We start from the raw sequence: 23,922 nt of genomic DNA on the forward strand, positions 1-23,922 counted from the left end.
AAAGAGCAACCGAAAAGCGGGAACATTCATGTAATAAATTTCTACTTTTCCCATAACCAAAAAAGCCATACAAATGTATGACTTTTTTGATTTTTTTTGTTCAGCTACATATTTACTTCCCAATTACGGAAGGAAACAATTCCGAAAGTGGAACTACTTTCCCCATCTCATCTTTAAACACAATATGCTCTCTCGTTAAGTGGCGCGGGCTCTTTACCCCTGCTGCTGCCGCTAATGAAAACAAACTATATCTCATACTAATAACATAGTTCATTACTCGCCATTTTTTCTCATACGGATCTAATGCTTTTTGGTAGTGTGGATTCGTGGTTGCAACCCCAGATGGGCATTGCCCTGAATTACATTGAAGTGCCATAATACAACCGCTTGCCATCATAAATCCGCGTGCTGAATTTACGGCATCTGCACCGATAGCTAAAGCAATCGCCACTTTATCTGGCGTGATTAATTTTCCGGAGGCAAACACCTTTAATTTATCCCTGACACCGTAATGATTTGCTGTATCAATAAATGTAAGTAATGCCGGTATAAGCGGAAGCCCCATACTATCTGCCATCGATTTATATGTTGCCCCTGATCCACCTTCTGAACCGTCGATTGTAATAAAATCTGGATAGATGTTTAATTCTTTCATTGCTTTTAATAAATCTTCCAAAGGCTTCTGTTGACCAATTACAATTTTCATGCCCACTGGTTTACCACCGTTTTCTTGTAAATCTTGAATAAAATATAAAGCCTCTGCGGCACTACTAATAAATGAAAAACGATTTGGCGAATTAATCGTTTCTCCTTCTCGTACTTTCCGAACGGAAGCGATTTTCTCATTTACCTTCTGTCCTTCTAAATGACCACCACGTATTTTTGCTCCTTGCCCAAATTTCAATTCAAACGCTTTAATATTACTTTCTTTCGCCTTCTCCATAAATTCCTTCATCGAAAAATTCCCGTCCTCGTCACGGTATCCAAATAATCCCGGACCAATTTGGGCAACGATATTTGCACCCGTATGTAAATGTTCTGGAATGACGCCCCCTTCCCCAGTATTAATCCACGAACCACCTGCCATTTTTGCACCAAACCCAGCTGATAAAATATAATTTTCTCCAATCGCACCGTAAGATGTCGCTGACGCTCCAAACATCCCATACAGTTTCCATGGATATTTACGATTTTCGCCGACTATAATTGCATCTTCTTCTTCATACAACCAAAGGTTTGTTGTATCCGCTGTCAATTTTTCTCTTCTTGAAAATAACCCTTCTTTATGAATCATATATTTTTTCCCCTCACGTTCTTGCGTGAGATTCACACTTAATTCATCTGTTAATGTGGGGAATAATGTATTAGCAATATAATAGCCAGATTCCTCAAAATCTCGTTTTGATCCAAAACCAAGTATTTCAGAACGGTATTTTGCTAGAAACATAACACTTTGAAAATCGTAGCGCGAAAAGGGCTTTCCGTCAGTATCATGATCAAACCAATATTGCCGAAATTCCGGGCCTATTTTTTCGAGCAAATAGCGCATTCTACCTAAGTATGGATGCAGTTTTAATATAGAATGATGCGTCCGTTTTTTAATAAAAAATGTAATGATAAAAAAGACAATTAAAAGTAGCATCAAAAAGAGCAATATACTAATAATAATGAGTAGCGCTTCACTCATTCCGCTTCCCCCTATATATGAAATTCCATAATAAAAAGAGAACACTCCATGTGTTCTCTTTTTATCCTTATTCACACTAACGTAGCAAGATGCTCTTTCGCGTCATATTCAACCAAACTTTCAGCATTTTTAATTCGCTGAACAAAATCTGGATTAGCGATTAATGGTCTTCCGAACGCCGCTACATCAATTGTTCCTTCTTGCAGTGCTTCTTCTGCCTCTTTCGGATTCAAATTACCTACTCCTACGATAGTACTATCCCAATACTTTCTTACTAATTGATGAAAATTCTTGCCGTCAGCAATAACTTGCGTATAATTCATCGTTGAAGGGTGAATCATCGTTAATCCAACTTCTTTAAACATATTTACAAACGTTTCAATTGCAAGTTCAGGGTGTTCCCACATATAAGTAGGATTATCACCTTTAAAGGCAGAGAAGCGAAGAAGCGTTTTATCAGCTCCAACTGCTTCAATTACAGCCTGAACAACTTCTTTCATAAACGTTAACCTTTGTTTTAAGTCACCGCCGTATTTATCAGTACGCTTATTCGCAAATTTATAAGTAAATTGGTCAATTAAATATCCGTGTGCACCGTGAATTTCTACACCATCAAATCCAGCTTCTATCGCATTCTTTGCGGCTTGTGCATATTGACCGATAACTTCTTTTATTTCTTCTATTGTCATTGCTTCTGGTGTATCAAATGGTTTACGAAAACGCGGAACATTCCCCTCCGCAGCAATAGCAGAAGGTGCTTGCGGCATTTGATCACCAATTATTTCGTGATGACTCATACGTCCAACATGCCATATTTGAGCAATAATCGTTCCGCCTTCTTTATGTACTGCCTCTGTAACAGGTTTCCAAGAATCGACTTGCGCTTGTGTATAAATACCTGGTACTCCTGGATTCCCTTTTGCTCTCGGGCTAATGACAATTCCTTCTGTAATAATTAATCCAATCCCATCAGCAGCACGTTTTCGGTAATATTCGACTACGTCAGCACCAACGACTCCAGTCTCATTATTTGCAAAACATCTCGTCATCGGTGCCATCGCTATGCGATTACGAAGAGACCAAGATCCAATTTGAATCGGATGAAATAACTTCGTTTCTTCAATATTTTCAAAAGACCCCCAAGCGTTTATATTTGTTCCTTCATAAATACTTGCCGCTTTATTATTTGAACTTGTCATTTTTCTTCCCCCTAAAAAAATCTAACTATAATCGCATCATACTTACTTTTAGATAGTAACGTCAATTTATACGTCTTTACCATTAAAGATTCGAATATTAAACAAACAGAATGATAAAAACAAAAATTAAAAAGGTTTCCTAAGTAGGAAACCTTTTTTAGTTGACCATATAAGGCTAACAATTCGTTTATCTCTTTTAAATAAAGAAAATAAACAATTATTATCTCCTCACATATGGAAAATCTCTTAACAATAGAAGTGGGAGTGGTTCAGTATTCTTCTAAAAATAATAACTTATATACCTAAAACAATGAAAGCCCTACCTCTCTTTCATCCTTACGGCTCCTCGTCCGTGCCAGTGTGAATCAGGATTGCAAAAATCAAGTAACTATTTTATCGAGTTATTTAATTAAACTTCGAACATTCGTAAAAGAAATTAAAAAATAAAAATGGATTAAATTGTAGTAATAACAAAAGAGGTTAATGCTCTAAAAGTGGTTTGAAAGAGTTGAATGTCTTTGAAATGATTGATTTTCTATAATTATATTCCCAAAAAATTCAAGATCTTTTTTGGGATGTAATACATTATCTACAATGAATCTTAACAAAAGCTTTTTATTTGATTTTCTGTGATACCTTCAATTAATCCCAGCTCACTAATCAAAAATTCATGTGCGTTATCTAACATTTTCTTTTCGCTTGCATTAAGTGCTTTTTCTTTCTGCATACGTAATAAATCACGTACAACTTCAGCACCTTCTTGTATTTTACCCGTTTTTATTTTATCAGTGTTTAATTTATACCTTTGTTTCCACGTAAGTAATCTATCTGATTCCCCATGCTGAAAAATATCTATTATGTTTGTTAATGCCTTTATATCTGTAACTGGTCGTATATTTGAACTCAATATTTTCCCCATAGGAATCATTACTTCCATATTACTAGCCGACATTTTTATAACATAATACTGTCTTTTTTCTCCTGAGATTTCCTTTTCTTCTATGGCTTTAATTATACCTGCTCCGTGCATTGGATAAACGATGTTATCGCCAATTTGAAACAAATAATCCACCTCCATATATGGTAACCTTCTCAATCTTAACACACATTTATTTTTTTAGCAAAATTTTTATAATATCACAAAATTATTTTCTATGTCAATTTATTTACACATAAAAATTCAAGCTGTACAGAAACACTAAAAAACCCGCGATTTTGTTACATTTCTACACCCATTTTCTCCAATTTTATATACCTTGTAAAACAAAAAAAACACATCACTACATATAAGTAGCGATGTATTTTTATATAATGACAAAAACGGTTGCTTCAAAACTTCACACACGATCCTTCGCTTATATACTAACCTGTTTACTAATCGTTTCTCGCGCTAAAAGAAAACTCATAATCACTTGCGCAGCTACTCTACTCGTCATATCCCTAAAATCAAGAGTTGGATCAATTTCTACTATATCCATCCCTTGAACGAGTGGCTCTTTACCAAGAAATTCAATTGCATCAAGTAAAGTTGTACTATCCATCCCACCAGGGCCAATTGCTGGACAGCCCGGCGCAAACGCTTGGTCTAGTACGTCCATATCAAGAGAAATATAAATAGAAGTCACATCTTGTTTTCTTAATACTTCAATACTTTCTGAAATAAGATCTTTTATTTTTCGCTCTCTTACATCTTTCATTGTATACACTGTCACACCATGCTCTTTTGCATATTCATGGTACGCTCGTGCATTTGAAAAATTACGAATCCCAATTTGAACGAGCTGTTTTCCTGTAATCACATCATTTTCTAGCAAACTACGGAACGGTGTACCATTTGATGGACCACCATCATCTAAATTACGTAAATCATGATGGGCATCAAATTGAATAATACCGACCTTCCCTTTACTATTTGCAAAACCAGTTATACTCGGAAAACTAATCGAGTGGTCACCACCAAGAACGATTGGTATCATTTTCGGATTTACTTTCGTCAAGTGACCAACTGTTTTCGCAATTCGGTTATGACTCTCTTTTATATCTGTCACATGCATCGTAATATCACCACAATCATGAAGAACACTTTCTTTCATATCGTGTTCTTCTGTAATTGCGTACGTGCTATATGCATCCAACATTGAACGAATTGTTTTTGGTGCAAAACATGCTCCTGAATGGCTAATAGATGGTTTAGAAAGGGGCGCTCCAATTAAGGCAGCACCGAATATTTCCACACCTTCCTCCCAATTTTTAATCATTTCGCTCCACTTCGTCACTTCACGATCGATAAACTTTGCATTTTTCTTTAAATAGTGGCCGTGCTCCACGATTGTTCACCTCTTGTATATGCGATATTCCCATTCTTCCATACTGTATTTACATGACTTACGCCGTAATGGTACGGTACATAAGCGTAATTATAAGCATCCCATAAAACTAAATCCGCCTTACGACCAACTCTAATTTTCCCAGCTACATCGCCTCGATTAATGGCATAAGATGAGTTCACTGTTACCGCATTCCAAACTTCTTCTGGTGTCATTTTCAGTTTCAGCATCGCAATGCTCATAATAAGCTGAATGTTTTCAGTTGGACAGCTACCTGGGTTAAAGTCTGTAGCTAAAGCAACTGCAACACCTTCATCAATCATTTTGCGGCCGCGTGCGAAGCTTTCTTTATTTAAATAGAAAGTTGTTCCTGGTAATAAAGTTGCTACTGTATTAGAATTCGCAAGCATTTCAATTCCTTTATCAGAAGCGCCAACTAAATGGTCCGCTGATGCTGCACCAATTTCAGCCGCTGCTTCCGCACCACCAAGAGGATCGATTTCATCTGCATGAATTTTCACATCAAAGCCAAGCTCTTTCGCTTTTAATAAAAATTCTTTTGATTCTTCTACAGAGAACACACCTGTTTCGCAGAAAATATCAACGAACTCAGCTAATTGCTTCTCTTTCATTTCCGGTAATAAATCTAGCATCCATTGTAAAAATTCTTTCGATCTTCCTTTATACTCTTTCGGAACTGCATGAGCACCTAAAAATGTTGAAACTAAATCAATTGAATGCTCTTTTTGTAATTGTGCAGTTGCCTCTAATTGTTTCCATTCTGTCTCATCATCCAATCCGTAACCACTCTTCGCTTCTACAGTTGTAACTCCAAAAGATAGCATACGGTCTAAATGGAATTTAGCTTTTTGAACAAGTTCTTCTTTCGACGCTTGTTTCGTTGCATTTACAGTTGAAAGAATACCTCCACCTTGTTCTAAAATTTCCAAGTACGGAACTCCTTGTAGTTTTAGCGCGATTTCATTTTCACGAGATCCACCAAATACAAGATGAGTATGCGGATCAACAAGACCAGGAGAAACCATTTTCCCGTCGCAATCAATAACCTCTTTCGCTTGTAATCCTTTAGCTTCTTCCGCTGTTCCAACGAAAGTAACTACACCATTTTCAATTCCAACCGCACCGTTTTCAATAACAGGAAGCGTATTCATCGCTTCCCGTCTTAACAAGCCATCTTCTTGATCCATTGTTAGTAATTGACCGATATTTATTAGTAAAGTGTCCAGCATGTTTCTTCCTCCTTATTTCATCATTGGGATGTTAACGCCTTTTTCTTTCGCAGTTTGAACCGCTAAGTCATAGCCAGCATCAACGTGACGAACAACACCCATACCAGGGTCAGAAGTTAATACGCGTTCAATACGTTTTGCCGCTGCTTCTGTTCCATCTGCAACGATAACCATTCCAGCGTGAAGTGAATAACCCATACCAACGCCACCACCGTGATGAACAGACACCCAGCTTGCACCGTTTACACTGTTAATTAATGCATTTAAAATTGGCCAGTCTGCTACTGCATCACTACCGTCTTTCATAGATTCTGTTTCACGGTTTGGAGATGCTACTGATCCACAATCTAAATGGTCACGGCCGATAACGATCGGTGCTGATAATTCACCATTAGCCACCATTTCATTAATAATGCGGCCAAATTTCGCACGCTCGCCATAACCAAGCCAACAAATACGTGATGGAAGACCTTGGAACTCAACTTGCTGACGTGCCATACGAATCCAATTACATAAATGCTCATTATCCGCGAACTCGCGTAAAATAACTTCGTCTGTTTTATAAATATCTTCTGGATCACCAGAAAGTGCTACCCAGCGGAATGGTCCTTTTCCTTCACAGAATAATGGACGGATAAATGCTGGAACGAATCCCGGGAAATCGAAAGCATTTTTTAATCCTTCATCGAAAGCAACTTGGCGAATGTTATTTCCGTAATCAAATGTAATCGCGCCTTTTTCTTGCATTGCAAGCATTGCTTCTACATGTTTTTTCATACTTTCTTTTGATAATTGTACGTAACGTTCTGGATCTTCTTCACGAAGCTTCGCTGCTTCTTCTACTGTGTAACCTACTGGAATATAACCGTTTAATGGATCATGGGCAGAAGTTTGATCCGTAACTAAGTCAGGGATAATATTACGGTTTACTAACTCAGGTAAAATTTCTGCTGCATTACCTAATAATCCAATTGAAATAGGCTCTTTCTTCTCTTTATATTCGTTTGCAATAGCCAATGCTTCTTCTAATGATTCTGTATACTTATCACAATATCTCTTTTCAATACGACGATCGATACTACGCTTATCTACATCAATAGCAATTACAACACCGCCGTTCATCGTTACAGCAAGCGGTTGTGCGCCACCCATGCCACCTAAACCAGCAGTAATCGTTACAGTACCTTTTAATGAACCATCGAAATGTTGACGTGCCGCTTCACCAAATGTTTCATATGTTCCTTGTAAAATCCCTTGTGTCCCAATGTAAATCCAGCTACCCGCTGTCATTTGTCCGTACATCATAAGACCTTTTTTCTCTAATTCACGGAAGTGATCCCAGTTCGCCCACTTCGGTACTAAGTTTGAGTTCGCTAAAAGAACGCGAGGCGCATCTTCATGTGATTTAAAAATTGCAACTGGTTTTCCTGATTGAACAAGTAACGTTTCATCGTTTTCTAACGTTTTTAATGAATCAACAATTGCATGGTAGCTTTCCCAGTTACGAGCTGCACGGCCAATTCCGCCGTATACAACTAATTCTTCTGGTTTTTCAGCTACTTCAGGGTCTAAATTGTTCATTAACATTCGAAGTGCAGCTTCTTGAACCCATCCTTTCGTTTGTAACTCAGTACCTCTTGCCGCACGAATTGTTTGTTGTACTTTTTCCATTTCAATCTCTCCCTTTTCTCGTTTTATAGTGCTGCATTTACATCCAATCTTTCCTTTATTGAATAATTCGTTTTTAACCAATGCGCGATATTTTCAATATCCGTTGAGAATATACGGTCATTTGTAATAGATGGCACTTGCTGACGACCTTGATGATAGAACGTTTTTGTAACTGTACTCATGTTTTCAATTCCGCGATATTCTGCTGCTTGCATCGCACAGATCATCTCAATTGCAAGAACGCGTCTTGCATTTTGAATAATTTGATGCGCATGACGTGAAGCGATTGTTCCCATACTTACGTGATCTTCTTGGTTAGCTGAAGACGGAATTGAATCTACACTCGCTGGATGAGCTAACGTTTTATTTTCTGAAACGAGTGAAGCCGCTGCATATTGCATAATCATGGCACCTGATTGAAGTCCTGGTTCTGGACTTAAAAATGGTGGTAAGTCATTTAATTGCGGATTTACTAGGCGTTCAATACGGCGCTCTGAAATATTTGCAAGCTCCGCCATCCCTACTTTTAAGAAGTCCATTGCAAATGCAATTGGTTGTCCGTGGAAATTACCACCAGAGATTACTTTTTCACCGCCATCAAAAATAAGTGGATTATCTGTTGCTGCATTCATTTCAATTTCTAATTTTTCTTTCACATAATTTAAAACTTGCCAAGAAGCACCGTGAACTTGCGGGATACAACGAAGTGAATATGCATCTTGTACACGAAGTTCTCCTTGTTTTGTCACAAGTTTACTATCATGAAGAATATCACGAATTCTGCTTGCCACTTCGACTTGCTCTTTATAACCACGCGCTTTATGAACATTTTCATCGAATGCATCAATAATGCCGCGTAATCCTTCCATTGTCATCGATGCAATTAATTCTGATTGATAAGCACTTGCTTCAGCTTCTATATAAGAAAGAACCCCTTGCGCTGTCATTGCCTGCGTACCATTGATTAACGCAAGACCTTCTTTTGCTTCAAGTTCAATAGGTTCAAGTCCTTCTTCTGTAAGAGCAACCATCGCATGAACTCGTTTTCCTTTGTAGAACACTTCACCTTCACCTAATAAAACGAGAGCAAGATGAGATAAAGGTGCTAAATCGCCACTCGCACCAAGTGATCCTTGTTGCGGAACGACTGGATGAATTTTACGATTTACAAACTCAAGAAGCATGTTTACAACAAGTGGTCTAACACCCGATACTCCTTTTAACATCGTATTAGCTCGTAAAATCAACATACCGCGTGATACTTCTTCAGGGAATGGATCGCCTATTCCGCACGCATGTGACTGAATTAAGTTGTGCTGAAGTGCTTTTACATCATCTTTTTGAATAAGCACATCACTAAACTTTCCAAATCCAGTTGTAATACCGTAAACGACTTTTCCGTCCTCTACGATTTTCTCAACTACTTCGCGGCACTCTGCTACCTGTTGCATACTATTTGGACAAGCTGTTACACCTTCACCTTCAAGTAACAACCTCTTCATTTCTTCAACTGTCAATGTGTGTCCTGTTAACGTAATCATTCTTTTTCCTCCTTATAAAGGCAAAAGGGGACCTTATCTTTTTAAGACAGACTCCTGTCCTAAAAAATAAGGCCCCCTTCTAACTAATAGACTATGGGCAAATCATATGTGATTAATTCCTAAACCAATCGCCTCATGCTCAGATCCTTTTACAGGTGCACCAATCGTTCCATAAAGCGCAACAGCAACCCATTCGCCTTCTTTTTTTCCGTCGTATGGTGTACCGCGCACAATCGCAAAGCGAAGTCCTACTGTACGAAGAACGTCTGCTAACTGAATTTGACCTCTCGTCACTCCGTACAAAGCTTCCATAATTGCATGATAAAGTGCATGTGTTTCTCTGTAAACATCTGTTTCAATAACTCGGTTGCTCTTAGCCGCTGTTTCCATTGCTGCTACTACTTTTTGCGAATTCATAGAACCAACTTTCCCAGTACAATATTTCCAACCTTTCGGAATAGATAATACGGGACTTTCATTCTCATCCGCAAGTGCCAACAGCATGGCCATACGACCAATTCGATGTGTTCCTTGAAGAAGCATGTGACTCTCTCATTTCTTTTGAATTATTTGAATATTACTTAATTTAAGAATATATGAAAACGGTTAAATCGTCAATAGTTTAAAATATTATTCAAGCAATTTTTTATCCCTCTCATACTTGTACTTGTGTACACAATTTATTTACAGATTTTTTTCAGACGTGCTATAGTCTCACTAACAGATACAAAGGGGCGAAATTTCAGTGGCGAAGCGAAAAGATATTCATTTTCGAATTGAAGAAAAATTACTTACAAGGTTTGAAGACGTACTCCATTACGAAGGTTTAAATAAAACAGACGTATTAACACATGCGATTCAGCAATTTTGCATAAAGGTGGAATGTGAAAAAATGAATGATGTAAAACGTCAATACAACGTTAGTGACCATTTACAAACACGTATCGATACGCATAAACATTACGAAGAAAAACAAGTGAATGTAGATGAAGTCGTCATTGAACATTTACAACTCCAAGGGGAAGAAAAAATATTAGAGGTCGGGTGTGCTAACGGAAAATTTCTTTCCCTTTTGCAAACTAATGGTCATAAAGGCCAGTTAACCGGCTTTGATCAATCGAAAACCATGATTTCTGAAGCCGCTATAACGAATAATACGATTGAATGGAAACTCGGTGATGCTAGTAAACTTCCTTTCGAAGCTAATTGTTATGACCTGATAATCGCAAGGCATATGTTATACCACATGAAAGATGTCGAAAAAACAATTCAAGGATTCCATAAAGTAATTCGTCCCGGTGGCTCACTTCTAGCTACAACAAATTCTAAAGTTTCAATGCCTCGTATAGTTGAAATGTGTAACAGTATGCTAGACGCATTTGACTTACCGAAAACATCACCAGCTGTAGCTCCATTTTGTTTAGAAAATGGTAAAGAGATACTACAATCTATTTTTTCAACTGTTGAAGAAACAATTATTCATAATGCACTCGTTTTTCATCATGCCACTCCAATCGTTAACTATATTTCTAGCATGTTCCCGTCGCTGAATATACCTGATAATATGTCCCTTCACACCGAAATGAAGGAATGGCTAAAAGAAGAAATAGAAAATGATTTATCACTTCACAACGGTATATGGCGCGATCCGAAAACGTTAGTGATTTATCGATGTAAAAAAGAAAAGAGCTAGCATTCGCTAGCTTTTACACGTTTTCCGGTAAAAGATTCTCCATCATTATATTGCCCTTTCCACTATAAAAATTTGTATTATGTTCATTCACTACTCCAAAATAGGAGGCAATCGCTAGTCCAAATGGCACAAATGCATGTCCTTGTGCTGTAATAATATTTGCGTGCTGTACAACTTCTGTATACACAAAATTTTCTACTGGAAAACAATCTAATTTTTGATAATCTATAGTCACTGTATAAGAGATTTCTTTAAATAAACCTGCTCTTGCTAACGCATACGGTCCAGCACAAATCGCTGCCACTAATTTTCCTTGCTCAGAAAATTGACGAATAACTGAAAAAAGCGGTTTCGCCTCTTTCATATGTATTTCATCTCCGCCCGGAATGATAATCCCCTCATATTCTTCTACACGCACTTCACTTAATTCTATATGCGGCTGTACTTGTAAGCCTGTTTCACTTATAATCATTTCTTTTGTTAAACCCGCTGTAATGATTTCATATTTCTTTTTCAGCAATGCTGTTGCTACCGTTATTTCAAACTCTGCAAATGTCGGGTATACGAATAATAATATTTTTTTCATAGCCTTTTCTCCCTTAGCCACCCTATAAAATATGCCTCTAATTCGTCCACTGATAATATATTAGTGTCCACATAAGTTACGGGAAATTGTTTATACCATTCTTTTTCAACTTCTACTAATTTAAATTGTTCCTCAAATGTACTTCGATTTCTTGTCCTATCATTATTTCTCCTATCATACAAACTCTCTTTCGAAACATCTAAATAAAAAATTGCATCCGAACGGCATTCTCTTAATTTATACAATTCATCTTTTAATTCTGTTTCTATATCCCACTCTTTCCCTATCATCTTCGGATAAAAGAGTGTATAAAATTCAATTTCTTCTGGTCCGCGGTCAAAAATCATGACTGATTTCACATTTTGAAACTCTTTTATTTTTGCTTCAATAAACATTTTTTGATTTGTAATAAACCCCTCTTTTGTGTAAATATCCAAATTTAATTCTTTCCGCTTTTCTACAATTGGATAAGGGTTTTCATATATAACTGAAAGCCCACATCGCTCTAAGCTTTTGGCCAATGTTGTTTTTCCACTTGCCATCGGTCCTTGGAGTGAAATTACGTATGTCATCTCTCTCATTCCCTTGTACTGTAATACATAAATAATAAACAGAATTTTGAAAACTATCAACAAGATATATATCATCTTGTTTCTTATTCTTATCTAACTTATAATAAAAAATAGAGATTATGACGGACGCATCAATAATGTAAGCTTGGAAATCCAAGCTTACATTATTTTTTGCTTTCCCTTTTCTTATAAAAAGAGTATACTAGATTAGAACGTATGTTCTTAATAATTACATACAGTAAGGAGATAGAACAATGGTATACGACACAAAAGCAATTTCTTGGAATGCATCTTTAAAACAACTTCAACGCCGCTATACAAACAAACAAGTTGACCGAAAAGAATTTGAAGATATTGAACTAATGGAATTCTTCCGCGATAACGACTACATTCCTTTACCTACACATATAAGCGGCCTATCAACAGCACGTTTTACTTCTTACTCTATTTTCACAACTGAAGATAAAGATCGTAAAGTTGGCACACTCATCATTGAATATGTAGAAAATGACAATGATATTTTATGTGTTGAACAACTATACTTCGTTTAAACTACAACGCTTGGTCAAATTGACCAAGCGTTCTTGCTTTCTATGAATCTCACTGTTTATAATATGAATAAAAGAAAACCGCAATCATTAAGGGGGGATACACTTGCTCGAAGGATGGTTCAGTTGGTTTATTGTATTATGGACTGTTATTTTATTAGGACTTATGTCTATCGGTGGATACTTTATGTTCAGAAAATTTTTAAAACGATTACCGAAAGAAGACGGTATGTCCATTTTAGATTGGGAAGAGCATTACATAAATAAAACGAGACATTTATGGGCTGACGAACAAAAACAATTGTTAGAAGAACTAGTAAGTCCCGTTCCTGAACTATTTCGTGATGTTGCCAAATCAAAAATTGCCGGTAAAATTGGGGAACTTGCAATAAAGGAAAACGCTCCAAAAATTACACAAGATTTAATCATACAAGGATATATCGTTGCCACACCGAAGCGCGATCATAAATTTTTAATTAAGAAACTACAAGAAAAAGAGATTGATTATTCTAACTATAAAACTTTACTTGCAAAGTAAGCCCATTATTCCTTATAAAAAAGATTGCTATTTTATAGCAATCTTTTTTATAAGCTCAACTTACAGTTACTGATTTTGTAGCAATTAATCTCGCTTTCGCTAAATCTATCTGTAACCCTACAGCACTCGTATAAATCGTATCACCAGTACCTGTAATATTTACAGAGGTATATGTTGTATTCGCAGCAATTGATCCTGTTGCATTTATATTTGCAATATTAGATTCGGCTCAAGACACTTAAGCTAAGCGAAATTTCGTCATTAACATTCCACTTTCATGTTGTATCAGTACCATCAAGTGGAGTAATTGTTAATGAAGGAACGTCTCCTATACGCTCCAACCTAATCTAACTTAGCCACCAATTACCGATGATAAAACTTCAAACCAAATAGTATTCCTTATATCGGTCCATTCGTAACGTCAAACTTAAATTGCTTCTTCGATGGTCGACAATTTATACATCACAACTAGAATTGAGGAAGTTACCTTTCAGTGATTAACAAAAAACAACGTCTAATCAGACGTTGTTTCTTTATACATATAACACTCTTTACGTTAACTTCATATCTTTTTCATTATAAAAACCATCTTCTTTTTCCATTTCCTTCTGTAATTTCGTAAAGGAACGGTACATTGCAATTCTCCATGAAACGATCATTGCAAACGCAAGTAAGAAGAACATGCCACTAAGTTGTCCTAAATCAAGAGATTGGCTTAAGTATGTTTTAAATACAATCCGCACGACAAGTAATCCAATTAGTATAAAAACAAATGCTTTTGAACGCTTCAAATAAATCTCTTGTCCTCTAATTTCAAATTTAGATGTTTTAATAAGAAAAATAGAGAAAAACAAACCGACGCCAATTGCTTCTAACATTTCTGCTGGAGTTAATCGAAATTCAGGAAAAACAAACATCAACGCTCCCGTGCTCATAAAAAATGGGGGAAGTATAATTTTTTTCAATGTTGCAGGTTTCTTAGCTGCTTTTAAACGAATAAACATCGCACCGACAGCCATACAAACAGCAACGATACTTGATAACAGAACTATGTTCATATTTTCTCATCCTTTTTTGTGGCTATATGCAAAATATAATTTTATTATATGCTTTTCCGTTAGTATTTCCAACATTTTCACAGAATAATACTAAAAACCGGTAAAACCACCAAATAAACTTGAGAAATATACGATAATTTTCGTCATCCAGTTAAAATATAGGAAGATACCCATGACAATCATAACGTATCCTCCAATCTTCATGAATTTCATACTATTTCTTTTAATCCAAGACATTTTCGTAATAAAGAATGAAAGTACGAAAAATGGGATAGCAAATCCAAGTATGTAAGCAATCATATAAATCATTGCCGATTCTGGATTTGTTGCTGCTAATCCAATGACAGACACTAATATAGGCCCAGTACAAGGTGTCCATCCAGCAGCAAAGGCCAACCCAATTAGAACGGATCCAAAATAGCCACTCGGACGATTTTTAAACGTAAATTTACGGTCTTGCATTAAAAACTTCGGCTTAAATACACCGACAATAATAAGACCAAACACGATGATAAATATACCGCCTAACTGTCTAATTAAATCTTTATAATTTGTAAAGATGCCTCCAATAAAACTTGTACCAAATCCAATTGCAATAAAAATAATTGAAAAACCAAGTAAGAAAAACGCTGTATGTATCATACTTCTTTTGCGAAGCATTGCATTTTCTTCTTTCAATTCAGAAACCGACATACCTGTTATGTATGATAAAAATGCCGGATAAAGCGGTAAGCAACATGGGGATATAAATGATAAGAACCCAGCTCCAAACGCTAAAAAAATACTAATATCTTGCATTATTCCACTCCTCTCCTCTTCAATATTGTAGCAAAAACAATTGAAAATACTATGGACATTTCATGAATTCACTTTTCCAACATGACAATAAGAAAAACTACCCTTTCACACATTTTCTAATAAAACGTTTTCATTCCCTTCTATTATATAGAAAAATCTCAATTGAATTATGAAACTCTTTCTAATTGTTACTAACATAACAAAGGTTCCACAGTTTCTCAAATGATTAGCACATTACAATTGACTTCACACCTATTGGCCTTAAAAATTTTTTTCAAATGCTGTCTTTATACAACATAAAGCTGATTTTACAATACTTTAATTATTATTAATTTCAAGATTATGCATAAATATCATACTTTTATTATTATTCTATAAAATTTTGCACTTTTCTTTCATTTGACCCTTCATTTTTAATTTTGTATACTTCCCTCTAGTTATATATGTCCGTTACGGAACAATTTCATATAGATGGGAGGAATTTTTCATGCTTCGTTATTCTCTTTTAGTTTTATTAGGAGCGTGTAGTTATGGGGTTTTAGCTATTTTTGTTAAACTTGCATATGCAGAAGGGTTTTCACTTGGAGAGGTAATTGGTAGCCAGTATTTGTTCGGTTGGATTATTTTACTTGCTATTACACTTCTATTTTCTAGACATCGTGTTCCACTAAAACAAATGTTAATTTTATTCGTCGCAGGAACGTCTGCAAGTTTTACTGGAATTTTTTATTACGCTTCTTTAAAAACTGTACCAGCTTCTATTGCAATTATACTTTTATTCCAGTTCGTTTGGGTTGGGATTATCATTGAAGCAGTCGCAACAAAAACATTACCTTCAAGAGAAAAAGTTATTTCAGTAATCTTCTTACTTGCAGGTACATTTTTATCAAGTGGGTTATTAGAAACATCAGCTGGTGATTTCGATACGACTGGAATCATTTTAGGCTTATTATCTGCTGTTACATTTGCAACATACATTTTCGTAAGCGGGAAAGTTGCCGTTGAAGTACCTTCATTAACACGCGGTGTCCTTTTAATGGCTGGCGCTTTAACTTTAGTCATGATCGTATTCCCGCCAACATTTATTTTTAATGGGGCGATCTCTCAAGGCCTTTGGAAATACGGCTTAGGATTAGGAATATTTAGTATCGTTATTCCATCTATTGCCTTTACAATTGGCATTCCAAAAATCGGTTCTGGATTAGCAACTATTCTTGGTGCAGCAGAACTGCCAGTTACAACAATTATGTCTGTATTCGTTTTAAAAGAAGCTGTACTATCTTCACAATGGATCGGTGTATCACTTATTTTAATCGGTATCGCAATTCCGCAAATTGCATACGCAATGCGTGGACGTTATAAAAAACAGCATACTCATAAAAAAGTTGCAGCATAAAACGAGAGAGGATTTTCATTTGAGAATCCTCTCTTTTATTATTGTATAATTAATACAAATATTTCACTTAAGAAAGAGGGCATAATAAGTGGCATCTATTCCTGATCAATTAACAGAAAAACTTATTTCCATTCGCCGGCATTTACATGAAAATCCAGAACTATCATACGAAGAATTTGAAACGACAAAAGCGATAAAAAATTGGTTAGACGAGGCCAATATCACTATTATTGATTCCAATTTAGAAACAGGAGTTATCGCTGAAATTTCTGGTAATAAAAACGGACCGGTTGTAGCGCTTCGTGCTGATATCGATGCCCTTCCTATCCAGGAAGAAACAGACCTTCCATACACTTCAAAAATACAAGGTAAAATGCATGCTTGTGGGCATGATTTTCATACAGCTGCTATTATTGGTGCAGCCTATTTATTAAAGGAAAAAGAATCTTCTCTTAACGGAACTGTCCGCCTTATATTCCAGCCAGCTGAAGAAAGTAGTAATGGCGCTTGCAAAATTATTGAAGCTGGGCATTTACGTGGCGTGCAAGCTATTTTCGGTATGCATAATAAACCTGATTTACCAGTAGGTACAATCGGCATTAAAGATGGGCCACTAATGGCCGGAGTTGATCGATTTGCAATTGAAATCCATGGTGTTGGTACACATGCAGCTGTGCCTGATGCCGGCGTCGATCCTATCGTTGCATCATCTCAAATCGTTATGGCACTTCAAACGATTGTAAGCCGAAATATTAGTTCTTCTCATAACGCTGTCGTAAGTGTAACAAACATTCATTCAGGGAATACGTGGAACGTTATTCCCGAAAAAGCAATATTAGAAGGAACTGTCCGTACATTCCAAGCTGAAACACGTGAAAAGATTCCGGCATTAATGAAACGTATCATTAAAGGCGTTTCTGATGCACTAGGTGTAAAAACAGAATTCCGATTTTATCCAGGTCCTCCTGCTGTTCAAAACGATAAAGTACTCACTGATTTTTCTATTCATATTGCAGAGAAAATGAATCTAAACGTTATCTCTCCTACACCATCAATGGCAGGAGAAGACTTTTCTTTTTACCAACAAGAAATACCAGGTTCATTCGTCTTTATGGGAACAAGTGGTACACATGAATGGCATCATCCAGCTTTTACAGTAGATGAAAAAGCATTGCCTATTAGCGCAGAGTATTTCGCCCTATTAGCCGAAGAAGCTATTCATCAATTATTACAAACAAAAAGCCGTTAAGTTATCCTTAACGGCTTTTGCTTATGCTGTTAAATCTCGTTTTATAAATACAGTATAGGAAACCCCTAAAAATACAGCTAAGTATAGAAGAAGCATACAAGAAGCAAATGGGAATGTTACTCCATCAATAAAGCTTCCACCCTTTAAAAGCCCATATAAATCTGTATTCGCTGGTAATAAATATTTCGCCCATTCATATCTTGCTGCCGGAATTAGCGCTATTCCCCCTGATAATGCAAGAAATAAAGAAATCCCGATTGCACCTCCGCTCGATCTCGTTAAAACGGAAATCATAAAGGCAAATGCAGCATACACAAGAGTTGGTAACCAAGATAAAATATAATATTTACTTGCTTCTACGAAAATATTTTGTTTTATTATATTTCCATTTTGAACGACAAATTCAGCCCAAGCTGGTTGTTGGAATTTATAAATAATCAACCCGCATAATACGGAAAAAATCATATTAAATATAAATAATAATGCCGCAAATATAACGATTGCCAAAAACTTAGATGTTAAAATTTTAAATCGGCTCGCTGGACGAATTGTTAAAAATTTATATGTTCCCCAGCTATATTCATTCGCAAAAATCGTACTCGCATATACGAGAATAAACGGAAGTAAAATTGGAAATACGATAAAACCTGTATCTCTCATAAATGAAAGCGGAGAACTACTTGCTGGCGCTGTATTCGTATCTAAATGCTTCATTTTAAGCTGGTATTCCTTTACAAGCTCGTCTCCTGACTTTTCTGTTAAAATATCCTCTTTTTTCATGCCGAGCTTTTTCTCAATTTCTACAGTGCGTTCTGTATAATCCGCTTTCCACCCTTTTGTTTCTGGCTCTAAATATTTTACCGTAACCCATCCTAATCCAATAATTAATACCGCAATAACTGCAAAAGGAATAATCGTTCGCTTTCGCTTAAATATTTTATACAGCTCGTTATAAACTAAATTAAACAATATCTTTTCCTCCTGTTAATTCTAAAAACTGCTCTTCTAGCGTTTTTCTTTCTTCATATACACGATAAACTTGAATGTTTTTCTCCATCAATGTACGAAGAATATTTGGAACTTCTTCATCTTTCACGTTTATAATTAATTCGTTTTCTTTTACTAAAACATCGTATTCTAAAACCTCTGCCGCTTTATTCGCATCATCTACACGTATATGTATTTCTTCTGTTTCTTCCTTTTTATCACTTTGAATATTTTGTGTTGCGACATATTCTCCATGCTGAATAATAATAACCCTGTCACACATTAATTCAACTTCTGAGAGTAAGTGACTAGAAACAAGAACAGCTTTTCCTTGTTCATGCGCAATTTTCTTTATGTACATCCGCATTTCATGTATACCACTAGGATCTAATCCGTTCGTCGGTTCGTCTAGTATTAATACATCTGGATTATGTATAAGTGCCTGAGCAATTCCTAAACGCTGTCTCATACCGAGTGAATATGCTTTTACTTTACGGTCAATTACTTGTCCCATTCCTAACAATTGCACTACTTCATCGATACGCTCTTCAGTCACATTCCCATTCATTCGTCCGAAATATGTTAAATTTTCATAGCCGCTTAAGAAAGGATAAAATTCTGGTGTCTCAATTACAGCACCAATTTTCGCAGCAGTTTTTTCAAATTGCTGTTTTACAGATTGACCATCAATCCATACTTCCCCTTCTGTCATACGGATCATTCCGACCATCATTCGCATTAATGTCGTTTTTCCAGCACCATTTGGTCCTAATAAGCCAACTACTTCACCTTTTTTCACTTCAAAACTAATATTTTCTACTAACGTCTTTGAACCAATTCGCTTTGTTAATCGATCAACTTTTACGATCGCTTGCTCATTTATCATTCCATACAACCTTTCTTCTTAACTCTTTTTTTCAGTTCTTCCCACTGTATCATGATTAATAACATGTGTAAAATGAAGAAAAAGCCATGATTTCTCATGCCTTTCTCCTCGTTTCATATGACTTTTCATCCTTTAACCTTTGTGTAAACCTACAACATTGCCACATTGATATTATAATGACGGTTATCATAACAACTGCTGTTATCACTACCGCATACATCGGAATCGGTGCATTGGTTATCCCTTGGATTCCTACTGCTTTCATAAAAATAATAATAAATAATTTCAAAAATAACATACCATGAATTAATCCGAAAACAAAAGCTCCTCCGTAAGTTAATAATTGCTCCTGACATAATAAACATAACATTTCTTTTCTTGTCATCTTCACTACTTCATACGATTTAAACTCCTCTCTTCTTACCTGTAAAAGAGAGGTTGTCATTTTATATGTAACGAAAATACACACAAAAACTATAAATAGAAACATAGCATAAAACCACTTTACAAACATAGGTGTATATTCCGCTTTACTTATTACAGCTTCATTAAATCGGAATGATATCATAAAAAAACAAAGCATTGTATTCATAGCAATCCACATAAATTGTTTTAACCTTTGGGCAGCAAATGTTTGTATATTTTTTCTCGCTAACCGAAATAAAGACATAATTTCCCCCTACCTTGCTTCATAACATACGCATTCTATACTACTAGTGTATAAAAATATGACATTTTAAACATCGCACTTCAATCGGAATCTTTACTAAGCCTTTAGTCCTAGAAACCAAGCATATTTACCTCTTTAGCATTGAATAAAAAACAAAAAACGGAAATGCACTTTAGTTACATTTCCGTTTTTTGTTTAACGAGGTGAATCTTTATATAACTTAATTATCATGACTGCCTTGTAACTCCATCAACTATTCAGCCTTCGCATCTTCCACTTCAATCCTTTTTTTCTCTCTTGCAATTTTCAAAAACTCTAACAACTCTGGATTGTTATTCATTTTTTTATAAGCCACTGACATTTCTGCAACAAAATTAGAATCACATAACTCTTTATATACAACTTCTGTTTTATACAATTTATTTGCGGATACAGGTATTACCGTAATTCCAATACCTGCCGCTACAAGCCCCATAACAGTTTGATACTCCGTTGCTTCTTGTACAATGTGCGGACTAAAACCTACATCACGGCAAAGCGATAAAATTGTATCATATAACGCTGGCCATACTGGTCTCGTAATAAATACGAACGGTTCATCCCTTAAATCTTCGATATGTATTTCGTCCTTTTCAGCAAGAGGATGTGCCTTCGGTAAACATAACGTACATGAAAGTTTTTGAATTGGTTCTAACTCAAGTAATTGCGTTGGAATTGGCGGACGTAAAAATCCAATATCAATTCGATTATCATGAAGTGCATGTACCTGATCCGGTGTGGACAATTCATGTAATGCCACAGAAACTCTCGGAAATTTCTTTCTATACTCTCTGACGATTGACGGTAAAATATCATATATCGCCGCACCTACAAAACCAATTGAAAGTGATCCAACTTCTCCCCTTTGAGCACTTTGTGCAACTTCTACTGCTTTTTCAATTTGTTCAAACGCTTTTTTTACTTCTTTTAAAAACATTTCTCCTGCTTCTGTTAATTCAACCTTTCTCTTCGTTCTTGAAAATAACATAACTCCCATTTCTTTTTCTAATTGCTGAATTTGTTGACTAAGCGGTGGTTGTGTCATTTGTAAACGAGCAGCTGCTCGTCCAAAGTGTAATTCCTCTGCCACTACAACAAAATATTGCAAATGCCGTAATTCCATTTTGGACACCCTTTTCACTTTCGATTAATACATCTAATATATTAATAACATATAATTTATATATTAGACAAATATTTCGAATGAACGTATAGTAGAAATTGTTAATTATTTTTCACAATTTTTATGTAAAGAACAAAGAGGTGGTTACTGTATGAAATGGTGGAAGTTAAGCGGACAAATTTTATTATTATTTTGTTTCGCTTGGACAGGTGAATGGATTGCAAAACAGGCACACCTCCCAGTTCCAGGAAGTATAATCGGTATTTTTTTATTGTTAATCTCATTAAAATTTAATATAGTGAAAAAAGAATGGATACAAGACGGTGCAGACTTTTTATTAAAAGAACTTATTTTATTTTTCATCCCTTCTGCAGTCGCTGTCATTCGTTACAAAGATACATTATCACAGTATGGAATCGATCTCGTTTTAATTATCGTGATTAGTACACTTTGTGTCACTCTCGTAACAGGACTTTTAACAGAATTGCTATTAAAGCGGAAAGGATCAACACAATGATCGGCTTTCTTTGTTTACTATTAACACTATTCACATATTGGGTATCTAAAAAAATGTATCAACGCTGGAATTGGAGTTTGCTTTCTCCCCTTCTTGTATGCCCAATCATTTTAATAGCTTTATTACTTGGATTAGATACACCATACGAAACCTACGAATCTGGTAGTCATTGGCTAACAGAATTATTAAAACCTGCAACAGTTGCTTTCGCATGGCCAATCTATAAACATTTTGATCTATTAAAAAAACACGGCACTGCTATTTTAATTAATGTCATTGTCGGTTCTTTTCTATCTGTTATTACTTCCGCACTACTAGCTAATTTTTTTCAAATTGACTCTACAATAGAACAAAGTTTAGCACCGCACATTGTAACAACACCTATTGCAATGGCTATTTCAGAAATGATTGGCGGCATGTCACAATTAACAGCAGTTTTCGTTGTATTAACTGCCTTAACTGGAGCTTTATTCGGTCCTACACTCATACGCATATGCCGTATTAAAACAGCGCTCGCAAAAGGTATAATGCTAGGTACTAGCGCGAATGGGACTGGAACATCAAAAGCATTTGAAATCGGTCCTGTAGAAGGTACAATTGCAAGTTTATCAATGCTTTTAACAGCTGGAGCTAGTTTAGTTATCGTTCCACTTTTCTTATCTTGGATACAATAAAAAAGCAAGTATTTACACACTTGCTTTTTTATTTATATATCGGTATATTAGCTCGTAATCCTCCGGAAAAGCTAATGCTAATTTTCCAACTTCATGTATCCCTTTCCAATCAATCTCATGTATTAACTCATCCGGATCTTGGATTTTCATATTACCGCCTATTTTTTTAACAAAGTAATAATGAACATACACCGGAATCCCGTATGTAATACCTTCTTTTTCGTATATTTTATTTACAACCTCCACATTGTAGCCTGTTTCCTCCCAAACTTCCCTGATACAACATTCTTCTAGTGTTTCTCCCTTTTCAAGTCCTCCACTTGGGACAGACCACCTTTTTTCTTCCCCTTCTTTTCCCTGCAATACCATTAAAATTTCATTTCTTTCATTCATACAAATAGCTGCCGTACCTATCCATCTCTCCATATACATCCCTCCCCTACTAAAATTCACCTTCTTTTTTATTTCCCCTTTGAAAAAAAAGAGGAAATAAGTAAAAAGATGCCGAAAGTTTACATCAACTTCATGAGCAGTCCCTTCTTAGAAATTCAAACCGGAAGGATGAAATTATGATTTCTAAATATGTTGTGGAATGTGTTTTTTGTGAAGAAAACCGAAAACCTCGGCAAGCCATTGTCACAGTGCCTGCTACTTCTCAGCTACTAGCCATTCAAAAAGTACGAGCTGAATGTAAACGTCGCTTCGGAAAAACTTTATTACTGCAAACAGAAATTAAAGAAGACTTACTCATTGAACAAAAAGAAAGCTGACCATAAATTGGCCAGCTTTCTTATCCGATCATATTTTCACATGAAGATTAGGGGCATCCTCTTTAAGGATCGGGATTTACCCATTATGTGCGTTCCATAATGGTCATCGAACAATATATTTCTATACAATAAACTATTGAATA

Annotated in this window: 25 protein-coding genes; 8 read left to right on the forward strand and 17 right to left on the reverse strand. The window is 35.8% G+C overall.

Translation table 11 applies throughout. The features are described from left to right. Positions 1 to 112: 112 nt before the first annotated feature. From MR066_RS17785 to hutP, 8 genes are all read right to left on the reverse strand, one after another. On the reverse strand, positions 113 to 1,687 hold the full coding sequence (locus MR066_RS17785; protein WP_002128539.1) for an FMN-binding glutamate synthase family protein: 1,575 nt from the start codon (positions 1,685 to 1,687) through the stop codon (positions 113 to 115). A gap of 71 nt (positions 1,688 to 1,758) precedes the next feature. Then, positions 1,759 to 2,886, reverse strand: coding sequence for an alkene reductase (locus MR066_RS17790; protein WP_242248009.1), 1,128 nt, complete (start codon positions 2,884 to 2,886; stop codon positions 1,759 to 1,761). A gap of 601 nt (positions 2,887 to 3,487) precedes the next feature. Then, positions 3,488 to 3,949 carry a CarD family transcriptional regulator gene (locus tag MR066_RS17795; protein WP_170935206.1) on the reverse strand — a complete coding sequence of 154 codons (462 nt, stop codon included), beginning with the start codon at positions 3,947 to 3,949 and terminating at the stop codon, positions 3,488 to 3,490. A 292-nt stretch (positions 3,950 to 4,241) separates the two neighbouring features. Continuing rightward, positions 4,242 to 5,213, reverse strand: a complete 972-nt coding sequence (gene hutG, locus MR066_RS17800; protein WP_002128542.1) for a formimidoylglutamase — start codon at positions 5,211 to 5,213, stop codon at positions 4,242 to 4,244. Beyond that, positions 5,192 to 6,463, reverse strand: a complete 1,272-nt coding sequence (gene hutI / locus MR066_RS17805; protein WP_012261421.1) for an imidazolonepropionase — start codon at positions 6,461 to 6,463, stop codon at positions 5,192 to 5,194. Before hutI ends, hutG begins: the two co-directional genes overlap by 22 nt. Positions 6,464 to 6,475: 12 nt before the next feature. Further along, positions 6,476 to 8,134 (reverse strand): urocanate hydratase, encoded by a 1,659-nt coding sequence (gene hutU / locus MR066_RS17810; protein WP_002033512.1) that lies wholly within the window; start codon positions 8,132 to 8,134, stop codon positions 6,476 to 6,478. A gap of 23 nt (positions 8,135 to 8,157) precedes the next feature. Then, the gene (gene hutH, locus MR066_RS17815) at positions 8,158 to 9,675 is read right to left on the reverse strand and encodes a histidine ammonia-lyase (RefSeq protein WP_063219752.1); all 1,518 of its coding nucleotides are present in this window, start codon (positions 9,673 to 9,675) and stop codon (positions 8,158 to 8,160) included. Between the two features lie 102 nt (positions 9,676 to 9,777). Beyond that, positions 9,778 to 10,218 carry a hut operon transcriptional regulator HutP gene (gene hutP, locus MR066_RS17820; RefSeq protein WP_000926519.1) on the reverse strand — a complete coding sequence of 147 codons (441 nt, stop codon included), beginning with the start codon at positions 10,216 to 10,218 and terminating at the stop codon, positions 9,778 to 9,780. 202 nt (positions 10,219 to 10,420) lie between these two features. Here hutP and MR066_RS17825 point away from each other — a divergent pair, with 202 nt between their 5' ends. Next, complete coding sequence (locus MR066_RS17825; protein ID WP_002014232.1) at positions 10,421 to 11,368, forward strand: class I SAM-dependent methyltransferase; 948 nt, start codon at positions 10,421 to 10,423, stop codon at positions 11,366 to 11,368. A gap of 13 nt (positions 11,369 to 11,381) precedes the next feature. Here the strand turns inward: MR066_RS17825 and MR066_RS17830 are convergent, their stop codons facing one another. Next, positions 11,382 to 11,954: a DJ-1/PfpI family protein gene (locus MR066_RS17830; RefSeq protein ID WP_002137752.1), complete on the reverse strand. Its 573-nt coding sequence runs from the start codon at positions 11,952 to 11,954 to the stop codon at positions 11,382 to 11,384. Next, positions 11,951 to 12,526, reverse strand: a complete 576-nt coding sequence (locus MR066_RS17835) for an AAA family ATPase (protein WP_242248010.1) — start codon at positions 12,524 to 12,526, stop codon at positions 11,951 to 11,953. The genes MR066_RS17830 and MR066_RS17835 overlap by 4 nt, the downstream gene beginning before the upstream one ends. A 254-nt stretch (positions 12,527 to 12,780) precedes the next feature. On the opposite strand from MR066_RS17835, the gene MR066_RS17840 reads away from it, so the two are divergent. Further along, positions 12,781 to 13,077: a hypothetical protein gene (locus MR066_RS17840; RefSeq protein ID WP_002014228.1), complete on the forward strand. Its 297-nt coding sequence runs from the start codon at positions 12,781 to 12,783 to the stop codon at positions 13,075 to 13,077. A 103-nt stretch (positions 13,078 to 13,180) separates the two neighbouring features. Further along, positions 13,181 to 13,612: a DUF2621 domain-containing protein gene (locus tag MR066_RS17845; RefSeq protein ID WP_002165260.1), complete on the forward strand. Its 432-nt coding sequence runs from the start codon at positions 13,181 to 13,183 to the stop codon at positions 13,610 to 13,612. 551 nt (positions 13,613 to 14,163) lie between these two features. On the opposite strand, the gene MR066_RS17850 is transcribed toward MR066_RS17845, so the two are convergent. Together MR066_RS17850 and ccdA are read right to left on the reverse strand one after the other, a co-directional pair. Next, the gene (locus tag MR066_RS17850) at positions 14,164 to 14,670 is read right to left on the reverse strand and encodes a CcdC family protein (RefSeq protein ID WP_002014224.1); all 507 of its coding nucleotides are present in this window, start codon (positions 14,668 to 14,670) and stop codon (positions 14,164 to 14,166) included. 90 nt (positions 14,671 to 14,760) lie between these two features. Next, complete coding sequence (gene ccdA / locus MR066_RS17855) at positions 14,761 to 15,468, reverse strand: cytochrome c-type biogenesis protein CcdA (protein ID WP_001152684.1); 708 nt, start codon at positions 15,466 to 15,468, stop codon at positions 14,761 to 14,763. 487 nt (positions 15,469 to 15,955) lie between these two features. Between ccdA and MR066_RS17860 the strand changes: the two genes are divergently transcribed. Both MR066_RS17860 and MR066_RS17865 read left to right on the forward strand, forming a co-directional pair. Next, on the forward strand, positions 15,956 to 16,864 hold the full coding sequence (locus MR066_RS17860; RefSeq protein WP_002033502.1) for an EamA family transporter: 909 nt from the start codon (positions 15,956 to 15,958) through the stop codon (positions 16,862 to 16,864). Positions 16,865 to 16,952: 88 nt separating this feature from the next. Continuing rightward, complete coding sequence (locus tag MR066_RS17865; protein WP_242248011.1) at positions 16,953 to 18,113, forward strand: M20 peptidase aminoacylase family protein; 1,161 nt, start codon at positions 16,953 to 16,955, stop codon at positions 18,111 to 18,113. Positions 18,114 to 18,134: 21 nt separating this feature from the next. Here the strand turns inward: MR066_RS17865 and MR066_RS17870 are convergent, their stop codons facing one another. From MR066_RS17870 to alsR, 4 genes are all read right to left on the reverse strand, one after another. After that, a complete protein-coding gene (locus tag MR066_RS17870; RefSeq protein ID WP_002128553.1) occupies positions 18,135 to 19,082 on the reverse strand; it encodes an ABC transporter permease in 948 nt (315 codons plus the stop codon). Beyond that, positions 19,075 to 19,986, reverse strand: coding sequence for an ABC transporter ATP-binding protein (locus MR066_RS17875; RefSeq protein WP_002014392.1), 912 nt, complete (start codon positions 19,984 to 19,986; stop codon positions 19,075 to 19,077). The genes MR066_RS17870 and MR066_RS17875 overlap by 8 nt, the downstream gene beginning before the upstream one ends. A 94-nt stretch (positions 19,987 to 20,080) precedes the next feature. Continuing rightward, positions 20,081 to 20,656 (reverse strand): FtsX-like permease family protein, encoded by a 576-nt coding sequence (locus tag MR066_RS17880; RefSeq protein WP_242248013.1) that lies wholly within the window; start codon positions 20,654 to 20,656, stop codon positions 20,081 to 20,083. Between the two features lie 253 nt (positions 20,657 to 20,909). Continuing rightward, positions 20,910 to 21,818, reverse strand: a complete 909-nt coding sequence (gene alsR, locus MR066_RS17885) for an acetoin biosynthesis transcriptional regulator AlsR (RefSeq protein WP_002033496.1) — start codon at positions 21,816 to 21,818, stop codon at positions 20,910 to 20,912. A 151-nt stretch (positions 21,819 to 21,969) separates the two neighbouring features. Between alsR and MR066_RS17890 the strand changes: the two genes are divergently transcribed. Next, entirely contained in the window at positions 21,970 to 22,335 is a 366-nt protein-coding gene (locus MR066_RS17890) for a CidA/LrgA family holin-like protein (RefSeq protein WP_242248015.1), read from the forward strand. Continuing rightward, positions 22,332 to 23,009 carry an LrgB family protein gene (locus tag MR066_RS17895; RefSeq protein WP_098632834.1) on the forward strand — a complete coding sequence of 226 codons (678 nt, stop codon included), beginning with the start codon at positions 22,332 to 22,334 and terminating at the stop codon, positions 23,007 to 23,009. Before MR066_RS17890 ends, MR066_RS17895 begins: the two co-directional genes overlap by 4 nt. A gap of 12 nt (positions 23,010 to 23,021) precedes the next feature. Here the strand turns inward: MR066_RS17895 and MR066_RS17900 are convergent, their stop codons facing one another. After that, positions 23,022 to 23,435, reverse strand: a complete 414-nt coding sequence (locus MR066_RS17900) for an NUDIX hydrolase (RefSeq protein ID WP_242248016.1) — start codon at positions 23,433 to 23,435, stop codon at positions 23,022 to 23,024. Positions 23,436 to 23,578: 143 nt separating this feature from the next. Here MR066_RS17900 and MR066_RS17905 point away from each other — a divergent pair, with 143 nt between their 5' ends. Then, positions 23,579 to 23,779, forward strand: a complete 201-nt coding sequence (locus MR066_RS17905) for a DUF3903 domain-containing protein (protein WP_002137765.1) — start codon at positions 23,579 to 23,581, stop codon at positions 23,777 to 23,779. The last annotated feature ends 143 nt before the right edge of the window (positions 23,780 to 23,922 follow it).

The sequence above is a fragment of the Bacillus cereus group sp. BfR-BA-01523 genome (assembly GCF_022662615.1).
GTDB lineage: Bacteria > Bacillota > Bacilli > Bacillales > Bacillaceae_G > Bacillus_A > Bacillus_A mycoides.

What these genes read in the sequence shown, in the direction of transcription:
- MR066_RS17785 (WP_002128539.1), bottom strand. Translation starts at nt 1,687, where the DNA reads ATGAGTGAAGCGCTACTCATTATTATTAGTATATTGCTCTTTTTGATG.
- MR066_RS17790 (WP_242248009.1), bottom strand. Translation starts at nt 2,886, where the DNA reads ATGACAAGTTCAAATAATAAAGCGGCAAGTATTTATGAAGGAACAAAT.
- hutI (WP_012261421.1), bottom strand. Translation starts at nt 6,463, where the DNA reads ATGCTGGACACTTTACTAATAAATATCGGTCAATTACTAACAATGGAT.
- hutU (WP_002033512.1), bottom strand. Translation starts at nt 8,134, where the DNA reads ATGGAAAAAGTACAACAAACAATTCGTGCGGCAAGAGGTACTGAGTTA.
- hutH (WP_063219752.1), bottom strand. Translation starts at nt 9,675, where the DNA reads ATGATTACGTTAACAGGACACACATTGACAGTTGAAGAAATGAAGAGG.
- hutP (WP_000926519.1), bottom strand. Translation starts at nt 10,218, where the DNA reads ATGCTTCTTCAAGGAACACATCGAATTGGTCGTATGGCCATGCTGTTG.
- MR066_RS17830 (WP_002137752.1), bottom strand. Translation starts at nt 11,954, where the DNA reads ATGAAAAAAATATTATTATTCGTATACCCGACATTTGCAGAGTTTGAA.
- MR066_RS17835 (WP_242248010.1), bottom strand. Translation starts at nt 12,526, where the DNA reads ATGACATACGTAATTTCACTCCAAGGACCGATGGCAAGTGGAAAAACA.
- MR066_RS17840 (WP_002014228.1), top strand. Translation starts at nt 12,781, where the DNA reads ATGGTATACGACACAAAAGCAATTTCTTGGAATGCATCTTTAAAACAA.
- MR066_RS17850 (WP_002014224.1), bottom strand. Translation starts at nt 14,670, where the DNA reads ATGAACATAGTTCTGTTATCAAGTATCGTTGCTGTTTGTATGGCTGTC.
- ccdA (WP_001152684.1), bottom strand. Translation starts at nt 15,468, where the DNA reads ATGCAAGATATTAGTATTTTTTTAGCGTTTGGAGCTGGGTTCTTATCA.
- MR066_RS17860 (WP_002033502.1), top strand. Translation starts at nt 15,956, where the DNA reads ATGCTTCGTTATTCTCTTTTAGTTTTATTAGGAGCGTGTAGTTATGGG.
- MR066_RS17875 (WP_002014392.1), bottom strand. Translation starts at nt 19,986, where the DNA reads ATGATAAATGAGCAAGCGATCGTAAAAGTTGATCGATTAACAAAGCGA.
- MR066_RS17880 (WP_242248013.1), bottom strand. Translation starts at nt 20,656, where the DNA reads ATGTCTTTATTTCGGTTAGCGAGAAAAAATATACAAACATTTGCTGCC.
- alsR (WP_002033496.1), bottom strand. Translation starts at nt 21,818, where the DNA reads ATGGAATTACGGCATTTGCAATATTTTGTTGTAGTGGCAGAGGAATTA.
- MR066_RS17890 (WP_242248015.1), top strand. Translation starts at nt 21,970, where the DNA reads ATGAAATGGTGGAAGTTAAGCGGACAAATTTTATTATTATTTTGTTTC.
- MR066_RS17895 (WP_098632834.1), top strand. Translation starts at nt 22,332, where the DNA reads ATGATCGGCTTTCTTTGTTTACTATTAACACTATTCACATATTGGGTA.
- MR066_RS17900 (WP_242248016.1), bottom strand. Translation starts at nt 23,435, where the DNA reads ATGGAGAGATGGATAGGTACGGCAGCTATTTGTATGAATGAAAGAAAT.
- MR066_RS17905 (WP_002137765.1), top strand. Translation starts at nt 23,579, where the DNA reads ATGATTTCTAAATATGTTGTGGAATGTGTTTTTTGTGAAGAAAACCGA.